Source organism: Cellulomonas endophytica (assembly GCF_004123805.1).
Taxonomy (GTDB): Bacteria; Actinomycetota; Actinomycetes; order Actinomycetales; family Cellulomonadaceae; genus Cellulomonas; species Cellulomonas endophytica.
Genome location: NZ_RWJX01000065.1, coordinates 1 through 19,659 on the forward strand (window position 1 = coordinate 1; position 19,659 = coordinate 19,659).

A 19,659-nucleotide genomic window follows, 5' to 3' on the forward strand; every position below is an offset into this window, starting at 1 on the left:
GTGGTGGCGAGGGCGCGCCCGCGCGTCGTCGCCGTCGCGGCGGCCGCGGCCGCGGCGCGGGTCCCGCCGGGGCCTGACACCAGGCCCGCACGGCCGGGCACGGCCGGGCACGGCCCGGACCACCACGACGACGGCCGCCCCTCCCCTCGCGGGGACGGGCGGCCGTCGTCGTGGGCGCGACGCCGCCGGGCGGGCGGCGCCGCGGCCGGTCAGCCCGTGTTCTGCAGGCCGGCGGAGACGCCGTTGACGGTGAGCAGCAGCAGGTGGCGCAGGCCGTCGGCCTGCTCGGGCGCGTCCCCGGTCCGCAGGCCGCGCAGGGCGCGCAGCTGGAGCAGCGAGAGCGCGTCGACGTAGGGCGAGCGCAGCGCGACGGCGCGGCCGAGGATCCGCCGGCGCGAGAGCAGCTCGTCCGACCCCGTCATGCGCACGACCCACTCGCGGGTCAGGCGCAGCTCGCCCATGACGAGCCCGGCGAGGTCGTCGCGGTCGCCCAGGGCGAGGTAGCCCTCGGCGATGCGCTCGTCCGTCTTGGCCAGCGACATCTCGACGTTGTCGACGAACGTCGTCATGAGCGGCCAGTCGCGGTAGGCCTCCTGCAGCAGCGCCTCGTCGCCCACGGCCTCCAGCGCGCTGCCCAGGCCGTACCAGCCGGCGAGGTTGATGCGGGCCTGCGACCACGAGAACACCCAGGGGATGGCGCGCAGGTCGTCGAGCGAGGACACGGACAGCCCGCGGCGCGCCGGCCGGGAGCCGATGGGCAGCAGGCCGAGCTCCTCCAACGGCGTCACCTCGGCGAACCACTGCGGGAAGCCGTCGGCGCGCACGAGCTCGTGGAAGCGCCGGCGGGAGACCGCGTCGAGGCGCTCGGCGAGGTCGGCGAAGCGGACCGTCGCCTCCGCGTTGCGCCGCTCGACGGACGGGGCGCCCTGGAGCAGGGTTGCCGCCGCCACCTGCTCGATGTGGCGGGAGGCGATGACGGGGTCGCCGTACCGGGCGAAGATGACCTCGCCCTGCTCCGTGAGCTTGAACCGCCCGTCGACGGACCCCGGGGGCTGGGCCAGGACGGCCCGGTTGGCGGGGCCGCCGCCGCGGCCCAGGGCGCCGCCGCGGCCGTGGAACAGCGTGAGCTCGATGTCGTGCCGCCTCGCCCAGTCCGCGATGCGCGCCTGCGCGGCGTCGAGGGCGAGCGTGGCCGCCAGCGGCCCGACGTCCTTCGAGGAGTCGGAGTAGCCGAGCATGACCTCGACCCGCCGGCCGTTCTCCGCCAGCCGGCGCTGCACCGCGGGGTGCTCCAGCGCCGCCTCGAGGATGTCGACGCTCGCCTCGAGGTCCGCGAACGTCTCGAAGAGCGGGATGGCGTCGATGACGGGCCGCTCGGAGGCGCCCGTGAAGGCGTGCTCCGCGAGCTCGTACACCGCGGCCAGGTGCTCGGCGGACTGCGTGAAGGAGACGATGTAGCGGCGGGCCGCCTCCACGCCGTGCCGCTTCTGCACCGCACCGAGCGCGCGGAACGTGTCGAGCACCTCGACGGTGCGCTCGGCGAGCGGCCCGTCGACGCCGTGCTCGGCGATGTCGGCCAGCGCGGCGGCGTGCACCTGCGAGTGCTGGCGCACCTCGAGCTCGGCGAGGTGGAAGCCGAAGGTCTGGACCTGCCACAGGAGCTTCTGCAGCGCCCCGAACGCGACGCGCGGGGCGCCGGCGTCCACGAGCGAGCGCTGGATGACGAGCAGGTCCGCCACGAGCTCCTGCGGGCCGGCGTAGCCGAGGTCGGCGTCCCGGGCCCGCGTCGCGGCGATGCGGCCGGCGACGACGAGGAGCACGCGGCGGTGCACCTCGCCGGGCGCCTCCCCCGCCGTGGCGTCCGCGAGCTGCTCGGACAGGCCGCGCTGCTGGCGCCAGAGGGTGGCGAGCGCGGCCGACGGCGGCGTGATCGCGGCCTCGAGCGTGAGCCGCTCGGCGACGCGCCGGGCGGAGGCCTCGAGCGCGGTGAGCACGGCGTGCGAGGCGAGCGCGGCGGCCTCGCGGGTGACGCGCGCGGTGACGTTGGGGTTGCCGTCCCGGTCGCCGCCGATCCACGTGCCGAGGCGCCCGAACGGCGCCACGACGGGCGGGGTGGTGCCGGCCTCGTCGCCCAGCAGCCAGTCGTCGAGGCGCCGGTACACCGTGGTGAGGACGTCGACGAGCGTCGTGTTGAAGACGCCGAGCACCGTCTGCACCTCGTCGAGCACGGTCGGCTTGTCGGCCCGCAGGGGCGAGGTGCGCCAGAGGATGTCGATCTCGAACAGCAGCCGGCGGTCGTTCTCCGCCAGCGACGTGCCGCCGATCTGCAGCCGGTCGCGCTCGGCGACGAGCTCCGCGATGCGCCGGATGGAGCGGGCCACCGCCGGGCGCCGCGCCTCCGTGGGGTGCGCGGTGAGGACGGGCCGGAACTCCAGCGTCCGCAGCCGGCGCCGGGCCTCCTCCTCGCCCACCTCCGAGGCGAGCGTCGAGAGCGCCGCGGGCAGCGTGTCGTCGGCCGTGAGCTGGCCCGGGGCCGCCTGCGACTCGCGCCGCTGCAGGATGCGGATGCGGTGGTTCTCCTCCGCCACGTTGACGAGGTGGAAGTAGCAGGTGAAGGCCCGCGCCACCTGCTCCGCCCGCTGCAGCGACAGCCCGGCGACGAGCGCCTCGGCCTCGGCGAACGCCTCGGGCTCGCGGCCGTCGTGCGCGCGGATCGACAGCTCGCGCAGGCGCTCGACGTCGTCGTACAGGTCCTCGCCGCCCGCCTCGCGCAGCACGCGGCCGAGGTGCTCGCCCAGCACGCGCACGTCCGTGCGCAGGGGCTCGGGCACCTCGTAGCGGGCGAGCCCGCGCGGGTCCGGGGTGGTCGTGGGGGGCGCTGTCACGGGAGAACCGTAGCCACCCCGCCCAGGGGTCGGGCGCCGCCGTCCCACTCCTCGGGCCCGGACGTCGTGGACGTCACACCCTCAGCGCCCGGGGGCGTGCCCCGGGCGGTCCGGGGCGCGCGAGGCGCGGGGGGCGCGGGGCAGGACGCGCTCGAGCAGCCGCACCCCGCCCGCGAGGAGGAGGAACACCACCGCGACGACCGCCGTCGCCGCCGCGGCCCCGCCGACGCCCACCTCGCCGACGTCGAGGAAGGGGTACGGGTACCAGCCCGTCGCGGCGCCGCGGGCGAAGGTGTACGCGATCCACAGCAGCGGCGGCACCACCCCGAGCGCGACCGTCCGCCCGTCCGTCCGCGGCCGCGGCCCAGCGAGGAGCCAGGCGACCACCGCGAGCACGGGCGAGACCGTGTGCAGCAGGAAGTTCGTCAGGGCGCCCGCCGGCGTCAGCTCGACGAGCCCGGTGAGAGCCCGGTGGTAGACGATCCCGGTGACCGTGATGCACAGGACGGCGTCCAGGTGCAGCACCCGGAAGAGCCGGCCGTCGTGGTCGGGGCGGGCCGCCAGCAGGGCGGAGACCCCGCCGACCAGCAGGTTCGACAGGATCGTGAAGTAGGAGAGGAGCCGGACGATCCGCTCCGCGTGCGAGGGGGCCGCTCCCGGGCCCTCGACGAGGGCGGTGACGAGCTCGATCGCCACGCCCGCGAGCGCGGCGGTCGCGACGGCGGCGTGCAGGGCCCGTGCGAGCACGCGTCCTCCTGGTCCCCGGGGCCCGCGGGCGCCGGTCGACGGTGGGTGGGATCGATCGGGGGTGCGGACGCGCCGGACGCTACCCGGCCGCGGTGGGGACCGGGGCCAGGAGCAGGCGCTCCACCTGCTCGGCCGGGCCCGGCCGCGCCAGGAGGAACCCCTGCAGCACGTCCACCCCGAGCCGGCGGACCGCGTCGTGCTGCTCCGGCGTCTCGATGCCCTCGGCCACGACCGTGAGACCGAGCGCCCGCCCGAGCGCCACGACGGTCGCCGCGAGCGCCGTCCCCGTCACGTCCTTGCCGAGGCCCGCGACGTAGCTGCGGTCGAGCTTGAGGGAGGAGACGGGCAGGCGGCGCAGGTACTCCATGCCGGCGTAGCCCGTGCCGAAGTCGTCGATCGCCAGGCGCACCCCGCGCTCCCCGAGCGCGTGCAGGTCCTCCAGCACCTGCGGCGAGGACCGCAGGGCCTGGTTCTCCGTGAGCTCGACGACGAGCGCCGTGCCCGGCAGGCCCTCCTCGTCGAGCACCTCGCCGACGAGGAGCGGGAAGTGGTCGCGCGCCATCTGGCCCGGCGAGACGTTCACCCACATCTCGGGGGCGTCGTCGCCGAAGCGCCTCCGCCACCGGGCCGCCTGGCGCAGGGCCGCGCGCAGCACCCACTCCCCCAGCGGGACCATGAGCGCCCGCTCCTCCGCCACGTCGAGGAACGCCCCCGGGCCGAGCAGCCCCTGCTGCGGGTGCCGCCACCGCAGCAGGGCCTCGCACGCGACGAGCCGCTGCGTGCGCGCGTCGAAGCAGGGCTGGTAGTCGAGGTAGAGCTGCCCCTCCGGCCCGGCGTCGGGGGTGGGGTCGGCGCGCGGCACGGACGGCACCGGGGGCGCCTCCGGCAGCAGCAGCGCCGCGCGCAGGTCCGCCTCGAGCTCGATCTGGCGCAGCGCCCGCGCCTGCAGGCCCGGGTCGGAGAACTCCCACCGGCCCCGGCCGTTCGCCTTCGCCCGGTACATGGCGGTGTCGGCCTCGCGCAGGAGGTCCGCCGGGGACGCGTCCTCGCTGCGGGCGTAGGCCACGCCGATGCTGGCGGAGACCTGCAGGGTCCGCCCCTCGACGGTCAGCTGCGCCGCCAGCGCCCGGGACACCCGGTCCGCCACCGCCGCGATCCCGTCCGCGTCCCCCACGTCCTCGCACACGACGACGAACTCGTCGCCGCCGAGCCGTCCCGGCACGTCCGCGTCCCGGACGGCCGCCGTGAGGCGCTCCGCCACGGCGGCCAGCAGCTCGTCGCCCGCCGCGTGCCCGAGGGAGTCGTTGACGTCCTTGAAGTTGTCCAGGTCGATGTAGAGCAGGCCCGCCGTCGAGCCCTGGCGGCGGGCGCGCCCGAGGGCCTGGCCGAGGTGCTCCGTCACGAGCGCCCGGTTGGGCAGTCCCGTCAGCGCGTCGTGGAGGGCGTGGTGGACGAGCTCGGCCTCGACCCGTCGGCGGTCCGTGACGTCCGTCATCATGCAGACCGCGTAGTCGGGCCGCCCCGCCTCGTCCTGCACGCCCGCGAACGACGTGCTCACCCAGACGTCGTGCCCGTCGGCGTGCAGGCAGCGGTGCTCGACGACGTCCGTGGTGGTGCGCCCGTCCGCCAGGGTCGACAGCCCCGCGTCGACGAGCGCGACGTCCTGCGGGTGCACGAGCGCGGTGACGGGGGTCCCGACGAGCTCGGGGGCGCCGTAGCCGAGCATGCCCGTCATCGTGCCGTTCACCTGGAGGAACCGGCCGCGGTCCTCCGGGCGCGTGCTCACCATGGCGACGCCCACGGGCGCGTGCTCGAAGGCGACCCGGAAGCGCTCGCGGCTGGCGGCCAGCTCCGCCTCCTGGGCCAGCTGGGCGGTGCGGTCCGTCGCGACGACGATGAGGCCGTCCGGCCCCGTCGCGCCCCGGCGGACCGTGAGCGACAGCAGGAGGTCGTGGCGCTCCCCCGTGCGCGTGCGCCAGGCCCAGGGCCGGGTGGCGGACACGTCGCGCTCCACCAGCGCCTGCACGGCCTCGGGGCGCGCCAGCGTCTCGTGCGGGCCCCAGGCGCCGGGACGGTCGACGTCCGGGACGTCGAAGAGCGCCGTCGACCGGCCCAGCACCTCGTCGGCCGAGTAGCCGAGCAGGCGCTCCGCGCCGCGGCTGAACAGCTCGATGCGGCCCTCGAGGTCGACGGCGAGCACCGCCTGCTCCGTGGCGGCGGCGAGGACCCCGGCCATGAGGTCGTGGGAGGCCTGCAGCCGCTCGGCCAGGCGCCGCTGCTCGCTCGTGTCGCGGACCGCGGCCACGACGACCCGGCGCCCGTCGAGGGTGGCGCCCGCGAGGTTGACCTCGACGGGCACGTGCGTGCCGTCCCGACGGACCGCGTCGAGCCCCGGCCCCGTGAACATGGAGCGCGAGTGGTCGCTCGCGCCGTAGCGCTCCCGCTTGCGGCGGTGGTCGTCCCGGGCGGGCGCGGGCACGAGCACCTCGATGCCCTGGCCGACGAGCTCGCCCGGCCCGTACCCCAGCAGCGCCTCCGCCTGGGAGTTCGTCTCGACGACGCGCCCCTCGGGCCCCGTGACGATGACGGCGTCGGGCAGGGCGCGCAGGAGCGCGTCGGCCCGGTCCGCCCGTCCGGCCAGGCCCTCGAGGCGGTCCTGCGCCTCCCGGTCGTCCAGGACGGTCAGGGCGACGTGGTCGAGCAGGCCCTCCCGCTCGCGCACCGCGACGGCCGCCACCCGGCAGGGCACGCCCGTGCCGTCCGGCCGGCGCAGCCGCAGGGTGAGGACGCGGCCGCCGTCGGCCGCCGGCGCGCCGGGGCCGACGAGGTCGACGAGCCCCTGGGCCCGGGGCCGGTCCGCCGGCACGACGAGCTCGGCGAGGCGGGCGCCGACGGGGTCCGCACGGCCCACGAGCCGGGCGACGGCGGCGTTGGCCGCGAGCACCACGCCCTCGGCGCACACCTCGAGGTAGCCCTGCTCGGCCTCCGCCAGCACGGCGGCGGGTCGGCGGGCGGCCTCGCGCGCGGCCTCGGCGGCCTGCACGTCCGTGACGTCGACCATGACCACGCCGACCGCGGGCAGGCCCTCCCACACCACGGCCACCGCGTCCCCGTCGACGGTCCGCACGGACTCGTCGGGACGCCCCCGGCGGCGCAGCACGCCGAAGCGCGACCGCGAGCTGCCCGTCACCAGCACGCGCCCGTGCACCTCGCGCAGCGTCTCGCGGCCCTGGGCGGGCACCCACCCCAGGACGGAGCGGCCGACGAGGACCTCGGGCGAGGCCTCCCCGTGCAGCACGGCCGCCGCGGGGTTGGCCCACCGGACGACGTGCTCCTCGTCGACGACGACCACCGCCGCGCCCGTGCGGCCCAGGAGGCGCCAGGCGGCGTCCCGGTCGCCCGCGACGGGTTGCTCGGGTGCCGCGGGCCCCTCCGTGCGGTCGTCGTCCCGCGTCATCACGTCTCCCCGTCCGGCGGCTGCTGCACGGTCCTCGCTGCACGTCCCCTGCATGGTGCGGGGCGGTCCCGGGGACGGCAAGGCAGGGGGCCCGGCGCCCGGGACCCGCCCGCGGACCGGCCCGGGACCCGGGCGGGGCCACCGCCCGCGGCGGCGGCCCCGTCCCCCGTCCGGCCGGTCAGGACAGCGGGTTCGGCTCCGCGCCCGCGGCGGGCACCGGCCGGTCCCGCGGCCGCAGGCGGACGTTCGGCAGGTCCGGCGCGGGCAGGGCCGGGCCGGGGTAGCCCGGCACGGAGCCGAAGCGGGCCAGGCCGTCGGCGTCGCCGGCGATCGCGGCCTGCCAGGCGGCGCGCGCGGACACCACCTCGTCGTGCGTCCGCCCCACGAAGTTCCACCACATGAGCACGGGCTCGGTGAAGGGCGCGCCCCCGACGAGGACGAGCCGTGCCGGTCCGCCGGGCCCGACGACGAGCCGGAGCCGGTCGGGCCCCGGGGCGCGGTAGCCGAGCCAGGCCGGCGGCACGACGGTGCCGTCGAGCCGCACCTCGCCGGCGTCGACCAGCACGGCGTGCTCGAAGCCCGCGTCCACGGGCAGGTCGACGACCGCGCCCGCCGGCACGTCGAGCTGGGCCGCGACGCACGGGGAGAAGGTGCGCCCCGCCGACGAGGCGCCGAGCAGCGTGCCCAGCACCACGCGCACCCGGGCCCCGTCGTGCTCGACGACCGGCAGGTCGGCGACGTGCTGGAAGGCCGGCGCCCCGTGGCGGGCCGCCTCGGGCAGGGCCGTCCACAGCTGCACCCCGTGGAGCCGGCGCTGGTCCGGGAAGAGGGCCGTGGTCCCCTCCTCGGAGTGGCACACGCCGTGGCCGGCCGTCATGAGGTTGAGCCCGCCGGGCGCCACCGTCCGGACGGCGCCCGTCGCGTCCTGGTGGCGCACGTGCCCCTCGAACAGCCACGTCACCGTCTGCAGCCCCGTGTGGGGGTGGGGCGGGACGTCCATGCCGCCCGAGTCCGCGACGTCGTCGGGGCCGTAGTGGTCGAGGAAGCAGAACGGGCCGACGAGGGACCTCGCCCGCGAGGGCAGCGTGCGCCGGACGGTCATCGCGCGGACGCCGCCGAGCGGCACCAGCCGTGGCTCGACGAGCTCGACGCCGGCCGCGCCGGGACCGCCCGCCGCGCACCGCTCGACCGTCGGGCGCGCCTCGAGGTTCGTCACACCGCGGAGCGTACGCGGGCGGGGTCCTCCCGCCGGAGGCCCCGCTCGCCTACGCTGGGACGACCGCGGGCGCGCCCGCCGACCGCGCGCGCCCGGCGCGCGCCTCGCCGGAGTCCGACGCGGCGCCACCGAGCCCCAGCCCCTCCCGTCCGCCCGTCGCACCGCCCACCACCGCCCGAGCCGACCAGGAGGTCCCGTGCGCCGACCCGCGCCCGCGCGCGCGACCCCCGTGGTCGCGCTGGTGCTCGTCGCGCTGACGCTCGTGGCCTGCACGCCGGGCGACGAGGGGGGCGCCGTCGCCGGTGCCGGCGCCACCGCGTCGGCGGCGCTCCCGACCACGACCGGCGGCACGGACGGCGGCACGACCGGCAGCACGGACGGCGACCCGGACGGCGACCCGGCGGAGGGGACCGCTCCGGCCGCGACGACCACGCCCGGCACGCCCGGCCCCACCGCCCCCGCGACCGCACCGGCGCCCACCGCCACGGCCGCCCCGACGCGGCGCCCGACGCCGACGCCGACGCCCCTCCCCGTGCCGGCCCGCCCCTCGCCGACCGCCGCCCCCGCGCCGGTGCCGCCCGTCCCGCCCGCGCCGGAGCCGGACCCGGCGGTCCCCGAGGCCCCCGCCCCGACGGAGCCCGGTGCCTCCGAGCCGGCGACGCCGACCCCGGCCCCGCCGGACCCCACGCCCGAGCCGACGCCGACCCCGTCGCCGGCCCCCGCCGAGCCCACGGCGCTCGCCCTCACGGGGGGCGGCGTCGGCGACCTGCCCCTCGGGCGCGGCGGGGCCGCCGCGGCGCTGCGGGAGCTGCTCGGGCCACCCGACGCGACGGAGGACGCGACCTGCGGCGGCGGCATCGACCGCGCGCTGACGTGGGGCGACCTCACCGTCCAGCTCGCGGGAGACGTGCTGGCCGGCTGGGGTCTGCGGGGCCGGGACGTCCCCCTGCCCGTCTCCGTGCCGCTGGGCCTCGGGCCGGGCGCGACGCTCGCCGAGGTGGAGCGGGCGGCGGGCGACCGTGCGGTCCTCTGGGCCGAGTTCGACCTCTGGACCGTCGGGGAGGCCGGTGCCCGGTGGTTCACGGAGACCTCGGAGCCGGACGCGCGCGTGCTCTTCGTCGCGGGCGGCACGGGCTGGTGCGACTGAGCGGCGGCCCACGGCGGCGGTGACGGGCCCGGCGGCCGGTTGCCGCACCCCCGGGCACGGGTGAGGCTGGGGCCGACACCGACCGACGGGAGCACGATGACCAGCCCTGACGACCGCACGCCCGACAAGGGCGAGATCGACCCCCGGCCCCAGGCCGCGCGGGACCGGGTGACCCCCGACCCCGACCCGGCGACGACGACGGGTCTCGAGCCCGGCGGCGGCGTGCCTCCCGGCGAGACGCCGCCCGGGGAGTCCAGCACGACCGGGGTCTCGGACCGGCAGCCCGACGTCGCGGGCCGGGGCGTCAGCTGGGTCGTCTACGCGGGGATCGGACTCGTCGTGGTGCTCGTCGCGCTGTTCTTCGTCGGGCGGCTGGCCGGTCTCCTGGGCTGACCCTGTGCACGCGCACAGCCGGTGAGCAGGGTCCTTGTCGCGGAGGACCGCCCCGTCGTACCGTGGGTGCGCTGTGATCGCGCACAGTGCGCTCGGACCCGCGGTGCGGCGGGGGCCGGGCGGGCGACGAGGCCCGCGGGCGGTCGCCGACCCTCGACCCGCGAGACGAGAGAGACCATGAGACGAGCAGGACGACGACGTCCTCTGACCGCCGCCGCCGTCGCGCTGACGTCCGGCGCGCTGCTGCTGGGACCGGCCACCGCCGCCTCGGCGGACCCCGACGACGCGAGCTTCTCGCCCGTCGCGAGCGACCTCGCCCGCAAGCCGTGGGTGGAGCTGTCCACGACGAGCGGGGCCGCGTCCGCCGCGCTGGCGGTCGACGGCGACCCGGCCACCGCCTGGCAGGCCGCGCGGAAGCCCGGGCAGGCCCTCACCCTCGACCTGGGCGGGGCGTACGACAACGTCCGCAAGGTCGAGCTCGTGTTCCCCGACCCCGACGGGGTGTACCGGTACGTGGTCGAGGCCTCGTCGGACGGCACGACGTGGGAGACGGTCGTCGACCGCTCGCGCGCGGACGTCGCGGGCCGGGGCGAGGAGCACCTCCTCACCCGTCCGGGCACCGCCTTCCTGCGCGTGCGGCTCCTCGACGCGACCCGCGGCGCCACCCCGGGCATCAGCGAGCTGCGCGTGTGGAACTACCTGCGCGACGACCTCGTGCTGGGCGCCGACCTGTCCTACGCCGACCAGGACGCCCGCGACGGCCTGCGGTACTGGACGGACGACCCGGCGCGGGCCGGGGACCTGCTCGGCACGGTCGCCGGGGCCGGCATGGAGTACGTGCGGCTGCGCGTCTTCAACGACCCGCGGGACGAGCGCACGGGCGAGTACCTCGAGCCGGCGTTCCAGGGACCGGAGCGGACGCTGGACGTCGCCGAGCGGGTCGTCGCGACGGGCATGGACCTCGGCATCGACCTGCACTACTCCGACTCCTGGGCGGACCCGAGCAAGCAGGCCAAGCCCACCGCCTGGCGCGAGCTGCCGTTCGACGAGCTCACGGACGCCGTCCACGACTACACCTACGGCACGGTCGACGCGCTCCTGGCGCAGGGCACCGTGCCGGCCAAGGTGGCCGTGGGCAACGAGCTCATCAACGGGTTCATGTGGGGCAGCGAGAAGGCGCAGCCCTGGTTCGAGGAGTCGGCGTGGTGCGGGGCCTGCTACTTCAACGACGACCCCTCGTTCGTGTCGCAGCCCGGCGGCGCGATCCTGTGGGACCTGTGGGGCTCGCAGGACCCCGCGGAGAAGGCCGCGTACGACGCGTCGTGGGACCGCTTCGTCACCCTCCAGTCGGCCGGCATCCGCGCCGTGCGCGAGGCCGCGGCCGCGCACGGGGTCGAGATCCCGCTCGAGACCCACGTCATCATCGACCAGGGACGCGTCGACAAGACCCTGGAGTTCTGGGACCAGTTCCTCACGCGCCTGAACGCGCAGGGCGAGGACATCGACGTCCTCGCGCACTCCTACTACCCCGACTGGCACGGCAGCCCGGAGCACTACGAGGCGAACCTGCACGCGATCGCCGCCGCCCACCCGGGCTACGCGATGGAGATCGCCGAGACCTCGCACCAGTCGAACGACTACGACGGCCTGCCCGTCCCGAACTCGCCGTACCCCAAGACGGCGCAGGGGGCCGGCGACTTCCTCCAGCGCGTGTTCCAGATCGCGAACGACCTCCCGGACAACCGGGGCGTCGGGGTCCTGGTGTGGGAGCCGGCGAACTGGCAGGAGATGGTCGACTGGGACTCCAGCGCCTGGCCGACCATCAAGTTCCACGAGACGGTCGAGGTGTTCGCCGACAGCGACGCCGAGCACGTGCTCGAGGACACCGTGCACGTCAGCGTGCGCGCGAAGGACGCCCTCGCGCTGCCGGCCACCGTCGACGTGCTGTCGACGGCGGACGGCACCGTCACCGCGGTGCCCGTCACGTGGGACGCCGCCGCCGGCACCGGCACGTCCGTCCCGGGCTCGTCCACCGTCACGGGCTCGACCGCGTACGGCCCGGTGACGGCGGTCGTCGACGTGGTGCGGCGCCACCTCTGACCCGCCCGCCCCGGGACGTGGCCGCCGAGGCCGCGTCCCGGGGCGTCGGGTCACCGGGCGGCTGCACGCTCCGGCGCCCCGTCGGCCGGCGCGTCGTCGGCGGGCGGGTCGTCGGCCGCAGGTGCCCCGGTCGCCGTCGTCCCGGGCGGGGGCCCTCCGTCGGGCCCGTCCACGGGCGGGGCCGTCCCGACCACCGTGCTGCCCCGGACGACGAGGGTCGTCGGCAGCGTGACCGCGGCGGGCCCGGCGCCCTCGACGACCTCGAGCAGCAGGCGCACGAGCTCCGCGCTGATGCGCTCGAACGGCTGGCGCAGGGTCGTCAGCGGCGGCTCGAGGGTCGCGGCCAGGCCGGAGTCGTCGAAGCCGCCCACCGCCACGTCCCCCGGGACCGAGCGGCCCGCCGCCCGCAGCGCCGCCAGCGCGCCCGCCGCCATGAGGTCCGAGGCGACGACGACCGCGTCGAGGTCCGGCCGCCGGTCGAGGAGCTCCGCCATCGCCCGCGCGCCGCCGTCGCGCGTGTAGTCCCCGTGCGCGACGAGCGCCGGGTCGACGGCGCCGCCGAGCTCGTCCCGGTAGCCCTCGAAGCGGAAGCGGCCGCCCGGGGTGTCGAGCGGGCCGGTGATCGTCGCGACGCGCGTGCGGCCCAGGTCGAGCAGGTGCCGGGTCATGCGCCGCGCGCCGCCCCGGTCGTCCACCCCGACGGACCCGATCCGCTGCTCGAACCCCAGCGGGGTGCCGCAGGCGACCGTCGGCACGCCGGCCCGCACGAGCGCCTCCAGGAGCGGGTCCCCGGCGTGCGACGAGATGAGCAGGACGCCGTCGACGTGGCCCCCGGACACGTAGGCCAGCACCTGGCGGCGCTCCTCCGCCGTGCCGGCGACCATGAGCAGCAGGGGCATCCCCCGCCGGCTCAGCGCCGCCGCCGCGCCCCGGAGCAGGATCGCGAACGTCGGGTCCTCGAAGAGCAGGTGCTGCGGCTCCGTGAGCAGGAAGGCGACGGAGTTCGACCGGCCCGTCGCCAGGCTGCGCGCGTGCTCGTTCGCCCGGTAGCCGGTCGTCCGGATCGCGTCCCGCACGGCCGCGGCCGCCTCCGGGGAGACCCACCGGCCGCCGTTGAGGACGCGGGACACGGTGCCGCGCGAGACGCCCGCCGCTGCGGCGACGTCGACGATCGTCGGTCGCCGGTGGGACGCGCTGGGCATGCGCGGAGCGTAGTGCGGGCGGCCGCCGTCGTGGCCCCCGTCCGGCGCCGACGACGGCGGGCCGGGCCGGAGGGCTCGGCCCGCGCCCCGTCCCCGGTCAGGGCCGGCGGGAGGCCGGCCCCGCGGTCACGGCGCCGACGTCCCCGCCCGTCCGTACCGGTCCTCCAGGCGCACCACGTCGTCCTGCCAGCCGGGGGCGGCCGTGGACGCCTCGACGAGCAGCAGGTCGGTCGTGGCCGTGATCCGGTGCCGCGCGCCGGGCGGCAGGTGCACCACGTCCCCCGGCCGGATCGTGCGCGACGCGAGGGGCTCGTCGCGGCCACCGTGCTCGAGCACCGCCTCGCCGGTGACGACGACGATCGTCTCGTCCTTCTCGACGTGGTACTGCAGGCTCAGGGCCTGCCCGGCACGCACGGTGAGGAGCTTGCCGACGTACCCGTGCTCGCCGCCCGCGAAGAGGGCCTCCTCGCCCCAGGGCTTGGGGCGACGCAGGGGCGCCGGGAACCGGGCCCGTGGCGCGGACGCGGCGTCGGGTCCGGGGGGCGCGGCCGGGTCGCCGCTCACCCGCGGGCCGCCGCGGCCACCGACCCGTGCAGCTGGCTCGTGGACAGCCAGGCGAGGGTCGACTCCGCTCCTTGGTTCTGGTTCACGGACCCCTCGTGCAGCCCGTCGTACCCGCCGCCGGTGAGCGGGTCGCGCATGGGGAGCCGGCAGTCGTTGTCGCCCGTGAACCAGGCCTCGCAGCGCGCGAGGAGGCGCACCCAGCGTCGGTCGCCCGTGACCCGGTGCGCCGTCCTCGCCGCCTCGGCCAGCGCCGCCACCTCGATCGACTGCTGGTCGAACGCCGGGCGCCCGTCGCCCCGCACCCGTCCGCCGGCCGGGACGACGGACAGGTAGTCCTCGACCGTCTGCTCGTCCTCGAGCCAGCCGAGCAGCACCAGCCCGTCGTCGCGCAGCCGGGCGTCGTGCAGGGTGTGCCCGACGGCGATCATCGCCTCGGGCAGGACGGCGTTCGCGTAGGTGAGCCGCTCGTCCGGCCAGGGCCAGGCGCCGCCCCGGACGCGCGGCAGCGACGCCCGCGCGTCGTGCACGAGACGCCGCGCCGGCAGGTCGGCCGGGAGCGCGCGCACCAGCTGCACGGCACCGAGCGCCGCGTAGGCCGTGGCGCGCGGGTGGGGCGAGCGGGCCTGCACCGCGGTCGACGCCCCGGCCCTCGCCCGCGCGACGAGCCCGGGGTCGCCGCCGGCGGCCACCGTCGTGCCGAACGCCCACACCGCCCGGCCCCAGTGGTCGTCGGTCGAGGGCCGGTCGACCCAGACGCCCTCCGGGGTGCGGCGGTTGTGCATGCGTCCGTCGGGACGCAGGGCGTCGAGCAGGAAGGAGAGGTAGATCGTCGACAGGTCGGCGAGCCCGGGATCGCCGGCCCGCACGGTGACGACGAGGGCGCGCGCCACGTCGTCGACGCACATCCCGTGCTCCACGCGCGGGGACGTGCCGAGGGCGTGCTCGTACAGACCGGTGCCGGTGCTCAGGCGGCGCAGGTGCGCGTAGCGCGGGCCGCCGGTCACAGCGGTGCCGGGACGGCGCGGCGGCGAGGGGTCGGGGGCAGGTCGACCACCGCGTCGAGGGGCAGGGCCGGGAGCGGGGCCACGAGCGGCCGCGCCGTGGCCGTGGCCGTGGCCGGGGACGTGGCCGTGACGAGGGTGGCGGCCAGGTGGAGGTAGCGGCGGGAGACCGCGGGCCACAGGAGGGACGCCGCCAGCCCGGAGGCGGCCGCCGCCATCGCCGTCGCGACGCCCTCACCGGCGAGCACGTGGACGAGGGCGTCGGCGAGGGCGCCGGGGTCGCGCCGCGGCACGAGGACGCCCGCACCGCCGGACAGGAGCTCGACCGCGTGGGGGAAGCTCGTCGAGATGACGGGCTTGCCGGCCACCACCGCCTCGGTGAGCACCCCCGAGGTCACCTGGTCCAGCGAGTCGTAGGGCAGGAGGACGACGTCCGCGCGGCGCACCACCTCGCGCAGGGCGGGGCCGGACAGGTAGCGGCCGTCGAACTCGACCGACCCCGTGAGCCGCAGGTCGCGGGTGAGCTGCAGGAGACGCTGCCGGTACACCTCCCCCTCGTGCTCGAGGACCCGGGGGTGGGTCTGCCCGACGACGCGGTACGTGGGCGCGGCGATGCGCCCGCGCAGCCCGGCCATCGCGTGCAGGGCCCACTCGATCCCCTTGCCCTGGGACAGCAGCCCCCAGGTGAGGACCGTGGGACGGGCCGGGACCCGCGGGGACCGGGTCGTGCGCGGGGCCGGTGGGGCCGGTGGGGCCCCCGTGCTCGCCGCGGGGTGCGCCGGGGGCCGGTTGTCCGCGGCGCCGTGCGGGATCACCGAGACCCGGGCCGGGTCGACCGCCCACCCGGCCAGCAGCCGCTCCTCGGCGGTCCGCGTCATGACGACGAGGGCGTCGGACCGCGCGACCAGCGCCGCGAGGACCCGGTGCTGGTTCGGGCTGGGGTGGGTCAGCACCGTGTGCAGGACCGTGACCACGGGCACGTGCACCCGCGCGACGACCTCGAGCACGTCCTCGCCGTCCGGGCCGCCGAAGATCCCGTACTCGTGCTGCACGACGGCCACGTCGTAGGCGTCGAGGACCGCCGCCACCGCGGCTGCGCCGCCCCGCTCCCCCGTCACCCACTGGTGGACCACCGGGGCGCCGCCGGGCTGGGGCTCGTCGACGACGCGCACGACGCCCACGTCCGCGCCGTCGGCGACGAGCTGGGTGGCGAGCGCCTCGCAGAACGTCGCGATGCCGCACTGCGTCGACGGGTACGTCGAGAGGAGTCCGAGACGGACGGCCACGGAGGCCTGCTTCCCTGGTGACTGGTCGCAGCGAGGGTGCTGCCGTGCACGGAGGAAGAGGGGCCGCAGGGGGCGCCGTCCGCCGGAGGGTCGCGGGACCGTCCTGGTGTCGTCGCGAGCCTACCAGGGCGCTCCCGGCGGACCGGCGGCGCAGGACCCGCCCCGGGGCGGGGCGGGCCGGGTGGCGGGGGGGCGGCGCGGAGGGGGTACGGTCGGCCCGACCCCGGGAGGTCGCCGTCAGGATCGCCGTGCTCGCCTCCATCGCCCACCGCGTCCCGCCCCGCAGCTACGGGCCGTGGGAGCAGGTCGCGTCCACGCTCACCGAGGGCCTCGTCGCCCGGGGCCACGACGTGACGCTCTTCGCGACCGCCGACTCGCGGACCGCCGCCCGGCTGCACGCCGAGGCGCCGACCGGGTACGAGGAGGACCGCTCGCTCGACGCGAAGGTGCACGAGGCGCTCCACATCGCCGCCGCGTTCGAGCGGGCCGACGCCTTCGACGTCATCAGCAACCAGTTCGACTTCCTCCCCCTGGCGTTCACGCGGCTGGTGGCCACGCCCGTCGTGACCACGGTGCACGGGTTCTCGTCGGAGCGGATCCTGCCCGTGTACCGCGCGTACGACGACGTCGCCCACTACGTCGCGATCAGCGCGGCCGACCGCCACCCCGACCTCACGTACGCCGCGACGATCCACCACGGCATCGAGGTCGAGCGGTTCACCCTCGGCACCGGCCAGGGCGGGTACCTGCTGTTCCTCGGGCGGATCCACCCCGACAAGGGCACCGCCGCCGCGATCGAGGTGGCGGCACGCGCCGGCCTGCCCCTGGTGATCGCCGGCATCGTGCAGGACGAGGCGTACTTCCGGGACGCCGTCGAGCCGCACGTCGACGGCAGCGCCGTCGTCTACGCCGGGGCCGTCGGTCCGGCCGAGCGCGACCGGCTCCTGGGTGGCGCCGTCGCGCTGCTGCACCTCGTCGAGTTCGACGAGCCGTTCGGACTGTCCGTCGTGGAGTCGATGGCGACCGGCACCCCGGTCGTCGCGCACGCGCGGGGCTCCATGCCGGAGATCGTGCGGCCGGGGCTCTCCGGGGCCCTCGTCCACGACGTCGCCACCGCGGTCGCGGCGGTGCACGCGGTGGCGGTGCTCGACCGCGCCGCGTGCCGGGCGGACGCGCTCGAGCGCTTCTCCAGCGCGCGCATGGTGGACGACTACGAGGCTCTCTTCCGTCGCCTGGTCGCAGGACGCCGGTGAGGGCCGGTCCCGGCGGACGCCGCCGGGCCGGGTCCGACCGGACGGACGGGACGACGAACAGCGGGGCACCCTGGTGGGTGCCCCGCTGTCCTGCGGGTGGAGCTGAGGGGATTCGAACCCCTGACCCCCTGCATGCCATGCAGGTGCGCTACCAGCTGCGCCACAGCCCCGTGCCTGCGGTCCTGGTGGACCGCCGCGCCCCGTGGGGCGCTCGGATACTCTAGGACAGACCTCGGCCGGTTTCCTAATCGGGCACGGCGGGCCGCGGGCGCCGGCGCAGCCCGGCGCCGCGGCCGTCAGTCCGGGTCGCGGGTCTCCGCGTCGGCCTCCGTCGGCGCCGGGGCCGGTCCCGTGTCCCAGTCCGTCCCGGGGTCGATGGGGCCGAGGTTGTAGCCCGCCAGGCGCCATGCGGGGGTCCGCGGCGCGTCGCCGAGCAGCTCCACCCAGTGCGCGTTCGCGATGCCCGTCAGGCCCCGCCACCCCGGCGGCAGGCCCAGCAGCGCCGTGATGCCGCTGCTGATCGCCGCGCCGTGCGCGACGCACAGGAGCGTCTCGTCGTGGGCCAGCGCGGCCGCGTGCTCCGTCACCGCGGCGGCCACCCGCTCCCCCACGGCGGCTCGGGTCTCCGCGCCGACGCCCGGCGGGTCGCCGCCGGCACGCCACAGCGCGAACTCCTCGGGCCAGCCCGCGCCGATCTCGTCCCCGGTCAACCCCTCCCACCGGCCGAAGCCGCGCTCGCGCAGCCGCGGGTCGAGCGCGACCGGCAGACCCGTCAGCGCCGCGAGATGGCCGGCGGTGTCCCGCGCGCGCCCGAGGTCGGAGGAGACGACGCGCGTCGGCGTCCGCCGCGACAGCAGCGCGGTCGCGGCGGTGGCGGCCTGCCAGTGCCCGACCTCGTCGAGCGGGATGTCGACCTGCCCCTGCAGGCGGGCGCCCGCGTTGTACGCCGTGCGGCCGTGCCGCCAGAGCAGGACGCGCCCGGCCGTCACGGGCGGGTGCCGTCGCCGGTCCCGTCCTCGTCCTCCGACGTGCCGTGGACGTCCGGGGGCAGCTCGATGAGCGGGCAGTCCTTCCAGAGCCGCTCGAGGGCGTAGTAGACGCGGTCCTCGGCGTGCTGCACGTGGACGACGACGTCGCCGAAGTCGATGAGCACCCAGCGGCCCTGGGCCTTGCCCTCACGGCGCACGGGCTTGGCGCCCAGGCCGTGGAGCGCCTCCTCGACGGCGTCGACGATGGCGCCCACCTGGCGCTCGTTGGTGCCGGAGGCGATGACGAAGACGTCCGTCAGCACGAGCTGCTCGCTGACGTCGAGCGCCAGGATCTCGTGGGCCTTGCGGTCGGCGGCGGCGCGCGCGGCGGCCACCGCCAGCTCGACGGCTCGTTCGGTGGCGGTCACAGGGCTCCTCGGACAGGGGTGGCGGCCGCGCCGGGCTCGGCGGCGGCCGGGGTCGTGCCGGCGGGGCCGGCGGTCGTGCGGGCCTCGACCGGGCGGGGCCCGGCGGGGAGGTCGGAGGGGGTGGGGCCGCCCGAGGACGAGGGGCCCGACGAGGGGCCCCACGCGGTGCCCGGTGACCCGGGGGCGGCCGGCGCCACGGCGGCGGACGCGGCGGCGGACGCACCGGTGTCCGACGCCCGGGCGCGGTCGACCGCGAACCAGGCGAGGAAGCCGACGACGAACGCGACGAGCACGGCGAGGGCGACCGTCCGGCCGCCGGGGCCGTTGCGCCGGTGGTCGGGGTCCGGGCCCCGGTCGTCGCCCGCCCCGTCCCCGGCACGGGCCGTGCCGGGCACGCCGGTGCCGTCGTCCCCGGCGGGCGCGACGGGGGTGCCGTCCGCCGGCGTGCCGGGGCCCTCCTCGGCGCCGCGACGACGGCGCGGGGGCGTCGGCCAGGTCGGCACCGGCGGGACGTCGGTCGGCAGGAGCGTCCCGGCGGGGCCGTCGACGACGGGCACGGGCCCCGTCACGGGCGCCCAGTCGGGACGGGCGGGCTCGTCGTCGGGGTCGACGTCGGCCGCCGGGCGGTCCCCCACGACGGAGCGGACGGCGGCGTGGACGTCGGCGGCGTGCACCGTCGGGTCCGCGGCGACGGCCTCCTGCGTGGGGTCGACCTCGCGGGACCGGTCGGGCTGCGGCCGGTCGACCCGGCGCCGGTCGCCGTCCGGTCGACCGTCCTGCGGCCGGTCGACCTGCGGCCGGTCGACCTGGGGCCGGTCGACCTGGGGCCGGTCGACCTGGGGCCGGTCGAGCTGGGGACGGTCAATCGGGGGCCGGACCTGTGCCGCGGCGGCGGGCACCGGTGCCGGGGGGACCGTCCCCGACCCGGGGGTGTCGGTGCCGGCCCTGCGGGCGCCGGCGGCGACCGCGGCCCCCGCGGCGACGACCGCGCCGGCGGCGACCGCCGCGCCGG

14 protein-coding genes, 1 tRNA gene and 1 pseudogene are annotated in these 19,659 nt (G+C 77.7%); 4 read left to right on the forward strand and 12 right to left on the reverse strand.

Annotation, left to right across the window (positions count from 1 at the left end):
• Positions 1 to 209: 209 nt before the first annotated feature.
• From EJA20_RS14740 to EJA20_RS14755, 4 genes are all read right to left on the reverse strand, one after another.
• Entirely contained in the window at positions 210 to 2,885 is a 2,676-nt protein-coding gene (locus EJA20_RS14740; RefSeq protein WP_240675531.1) for a phosphoenolpyruvate carboxylase, read from the reverse strand.
• A gap of 81 nt (positions 2,886 to 2,966) precedes the next feature.
• A complete protein-coding gene (locus EJA20_RS14745) occupies positions 2,967 to 3,632 on the reverse strand; it encodes a Pr6Pr family membrane protein (RefSeq protein WP_129339258.1) in 666 nt (221 codons plus the stop codon).
• A 79-nt stretch (positions 3,633 to 3,711) separates the two neighbouring features.
• Complete coding sequence (locus EJA20_RS14750) at positions 3,712 to 7,089, reverse strand: sensor domain-containing protein (protein WP_129339259.1); 3,378 nt, start codon at positions 7,087 to 7,089, stop codon at positions 3,712 to 3,714.
• A gap of 178 nt (positions 7,090 to 7,267) precedes the next feature.
• Entirely contained in the window at positions 7,268 to 8,305 is a 1,038-nt protein-coding gene (locus tag EJA20_RS14755) for a pirin family protein (RefSeq protein WP_129339260.1), read from the reverse strand.
• Positions 8,306 to 8,501: 196 nt separating this feature from the next.
• Here EJA20_RS14755 and EJA20_RS14760 point away from each other — a divergent pair, with 196 nt between their 5' ends.
• The 3 genes from EJA20_RS14760 to EJA20_RS14770 all read left to right on the forward strand — a co-directional run bounded on the left by EJA20_RS14760 (position 8,502) and on the right by EJA20_RS14770 (position 11,945).
• Complete coding sequence (locus EJA20_RS14760) at positions 8,502 to 9,452, forward strand: hypothetical protein (protein ID WP_129339261.1); 951 nt, start codon at positions 8,502 to 8,504, stop codon at positions 9,450 to 9,452.
• Between the two features lie 96 nt (positions 9,453 to 9,548).
• Positions 9,549 to 9,845, forward strand: coding sequence for a DUF6480 family protein (locus EJA20_RS14765; RefSeq protein ID WP_338068833.1), 297 nt, complete (start codon positions 9,549 to 9,551; stop codon positions 9,843 to 9,845).
• A 177-nt stretch (positions 9,846 to 10,022) separates the two neighbouring features.
• Positions 10,023 to 11,945 (forward strand): glycosyl hydrolase 53 family protein, encoded by a 1,923-nt coding sequence (locus tag EJA20_RS14770; RefSeq protein ID WP_129339262.1) that lies wholly within the window; start codon positions 10,023 to 10,025, stop codon positions 11,943 to 11,945.
• A 50-nt stretch (positions 11,946 to 11,995) separates the two neighbouring features.
• On the opposite strand, the gene EJA20_RS14775 is transcribed toward EJA20_RS14770, so the two are convergent.
• From EJA20_RS14775 to EJA20_RS14790, 4 genes are all read right to left on the reverse strand, one after another.
• Positions 11,996 to 13,147 carry a LacI family DNA-binding transcriptional regulator gene (locus EJA20_RS14775; protein ID WP_129339263.1) on the reverse strand — a complete coding sequence of 384 codons (1,152 nt, stop codon included), beginning with the start codon at positions 13,145 to 13,147 and terminating at the stop codon, positions 11,996 to 11,998.
• A gap of 126 nt (positions 13,148 to 13,273) precedes the next feature.
• The gene (locus EJA20_RS14780) at positions 13,274 to 13,711 is read right to left on the reverse strand and encodes a cupin domain-containing protein (RefSeq protein WP_205687522.1); all 438 of its coding nucleotides are present in this window, start codon (positions 13,709 to 13,711) and stop codon (positions 13,274 to 13,276) included.
• A complete protein-coding gene (locus tag EJA20_RS14785; RefSeq protein WP_129339264.1) occupies positions 13,708 to 14,715 on the reverse strand; it encodes a glycosyltransferase in 1,008 nt (335 codons plus the stop codon). The genes EJA20_RS14780 and EJA20_RS14785 overlap by 4 nt, the downstream gene beginning before the upstream one ends.
• Positions 14,712 to 15,998: a glycosyltransferase gene (locus EJA20_RS14790; protein ID WP_129339265.1), complete on the reverse strand. Its 1,287-nt coding sequence runs from the start codon at positions 15,996 to 15,998 to the stop codon at positions 14,712 to 14,714. The genes EJA20_RS14785 and EJA20_RS14790 overlap by 4 nt, the downstream gene beginning before the upstream one ends.
• A 248-nt stretch (positions 15,999 to 16,246) precedes the next feature.
• Here EJA20_RS14790 and EJA20_RS14795 point away from each other — a divergent pair, with 248 nt between their 5' ends.
• Positions 16,247 to 17,251 carry a glycosyltransferase family 4 protein gene (locus tag EJA20_RS14795; protein WP_129339266.1) on the forward strand — a complete coding sequence of 335 codons (1,005 nt, stop codon included), beginning with the start codon at positions 16,247 to 16,249 and terminating at the stop codon, positions 17,249 to 17,251.
• 97 nt (positions 17,252 to 17,348) lie between these two features.
• Here the strand turns inward: EJA20_RS14795 and EJA20_RS14800 are convergent.
• The 4 genes and pseudogenes from EJA20_RS14800 to EJA20_RS18790 all read right to left on the reverse strand — a co-directional run.
• Positions 17,349 to 17,421 (reverse strand) — tRNA-Ala (locus EJA20_RS14800).
• Between the two features lie 126 nt (positions 17,422 to 17,547).
• Positions 17,548 to 18,240, reverse strand: a complete 693-nt coding sequence (locus EJA20_RS14805) for a histidine phosphatase family protein (RefSeq protein WP_129339267.1) — start codon at positions 18,238 to 18,240, stop codon at positions 17,548 to 17,550.
• Positions 18,237 to 18,647 carry a ribosome silencing factor gene (gene rsfS / locus EJA20_RS14810; RefSeq protein ID WP_129339268.1) on the reverse strand — a complete coding sequence of 137 codons (411 nt, stop codon included), beginning with the start codon at positions 18,645 to 18,647 and terminating at the stop codon, positions 18,237 to 18,239. Before rsfS ends, EJA20_RS14805 begins: the two co-directional genes overlap by 4 nt.
• Positions 18,644 to 19,659: pseudogene (locus tag EJA20_RS18790) on the reverse strand (hypothetical protein); the annotation flags it as partial. The gene rsfS and the pseudogene EJA20_RS18790, both read right to left, overlap by 4 nt.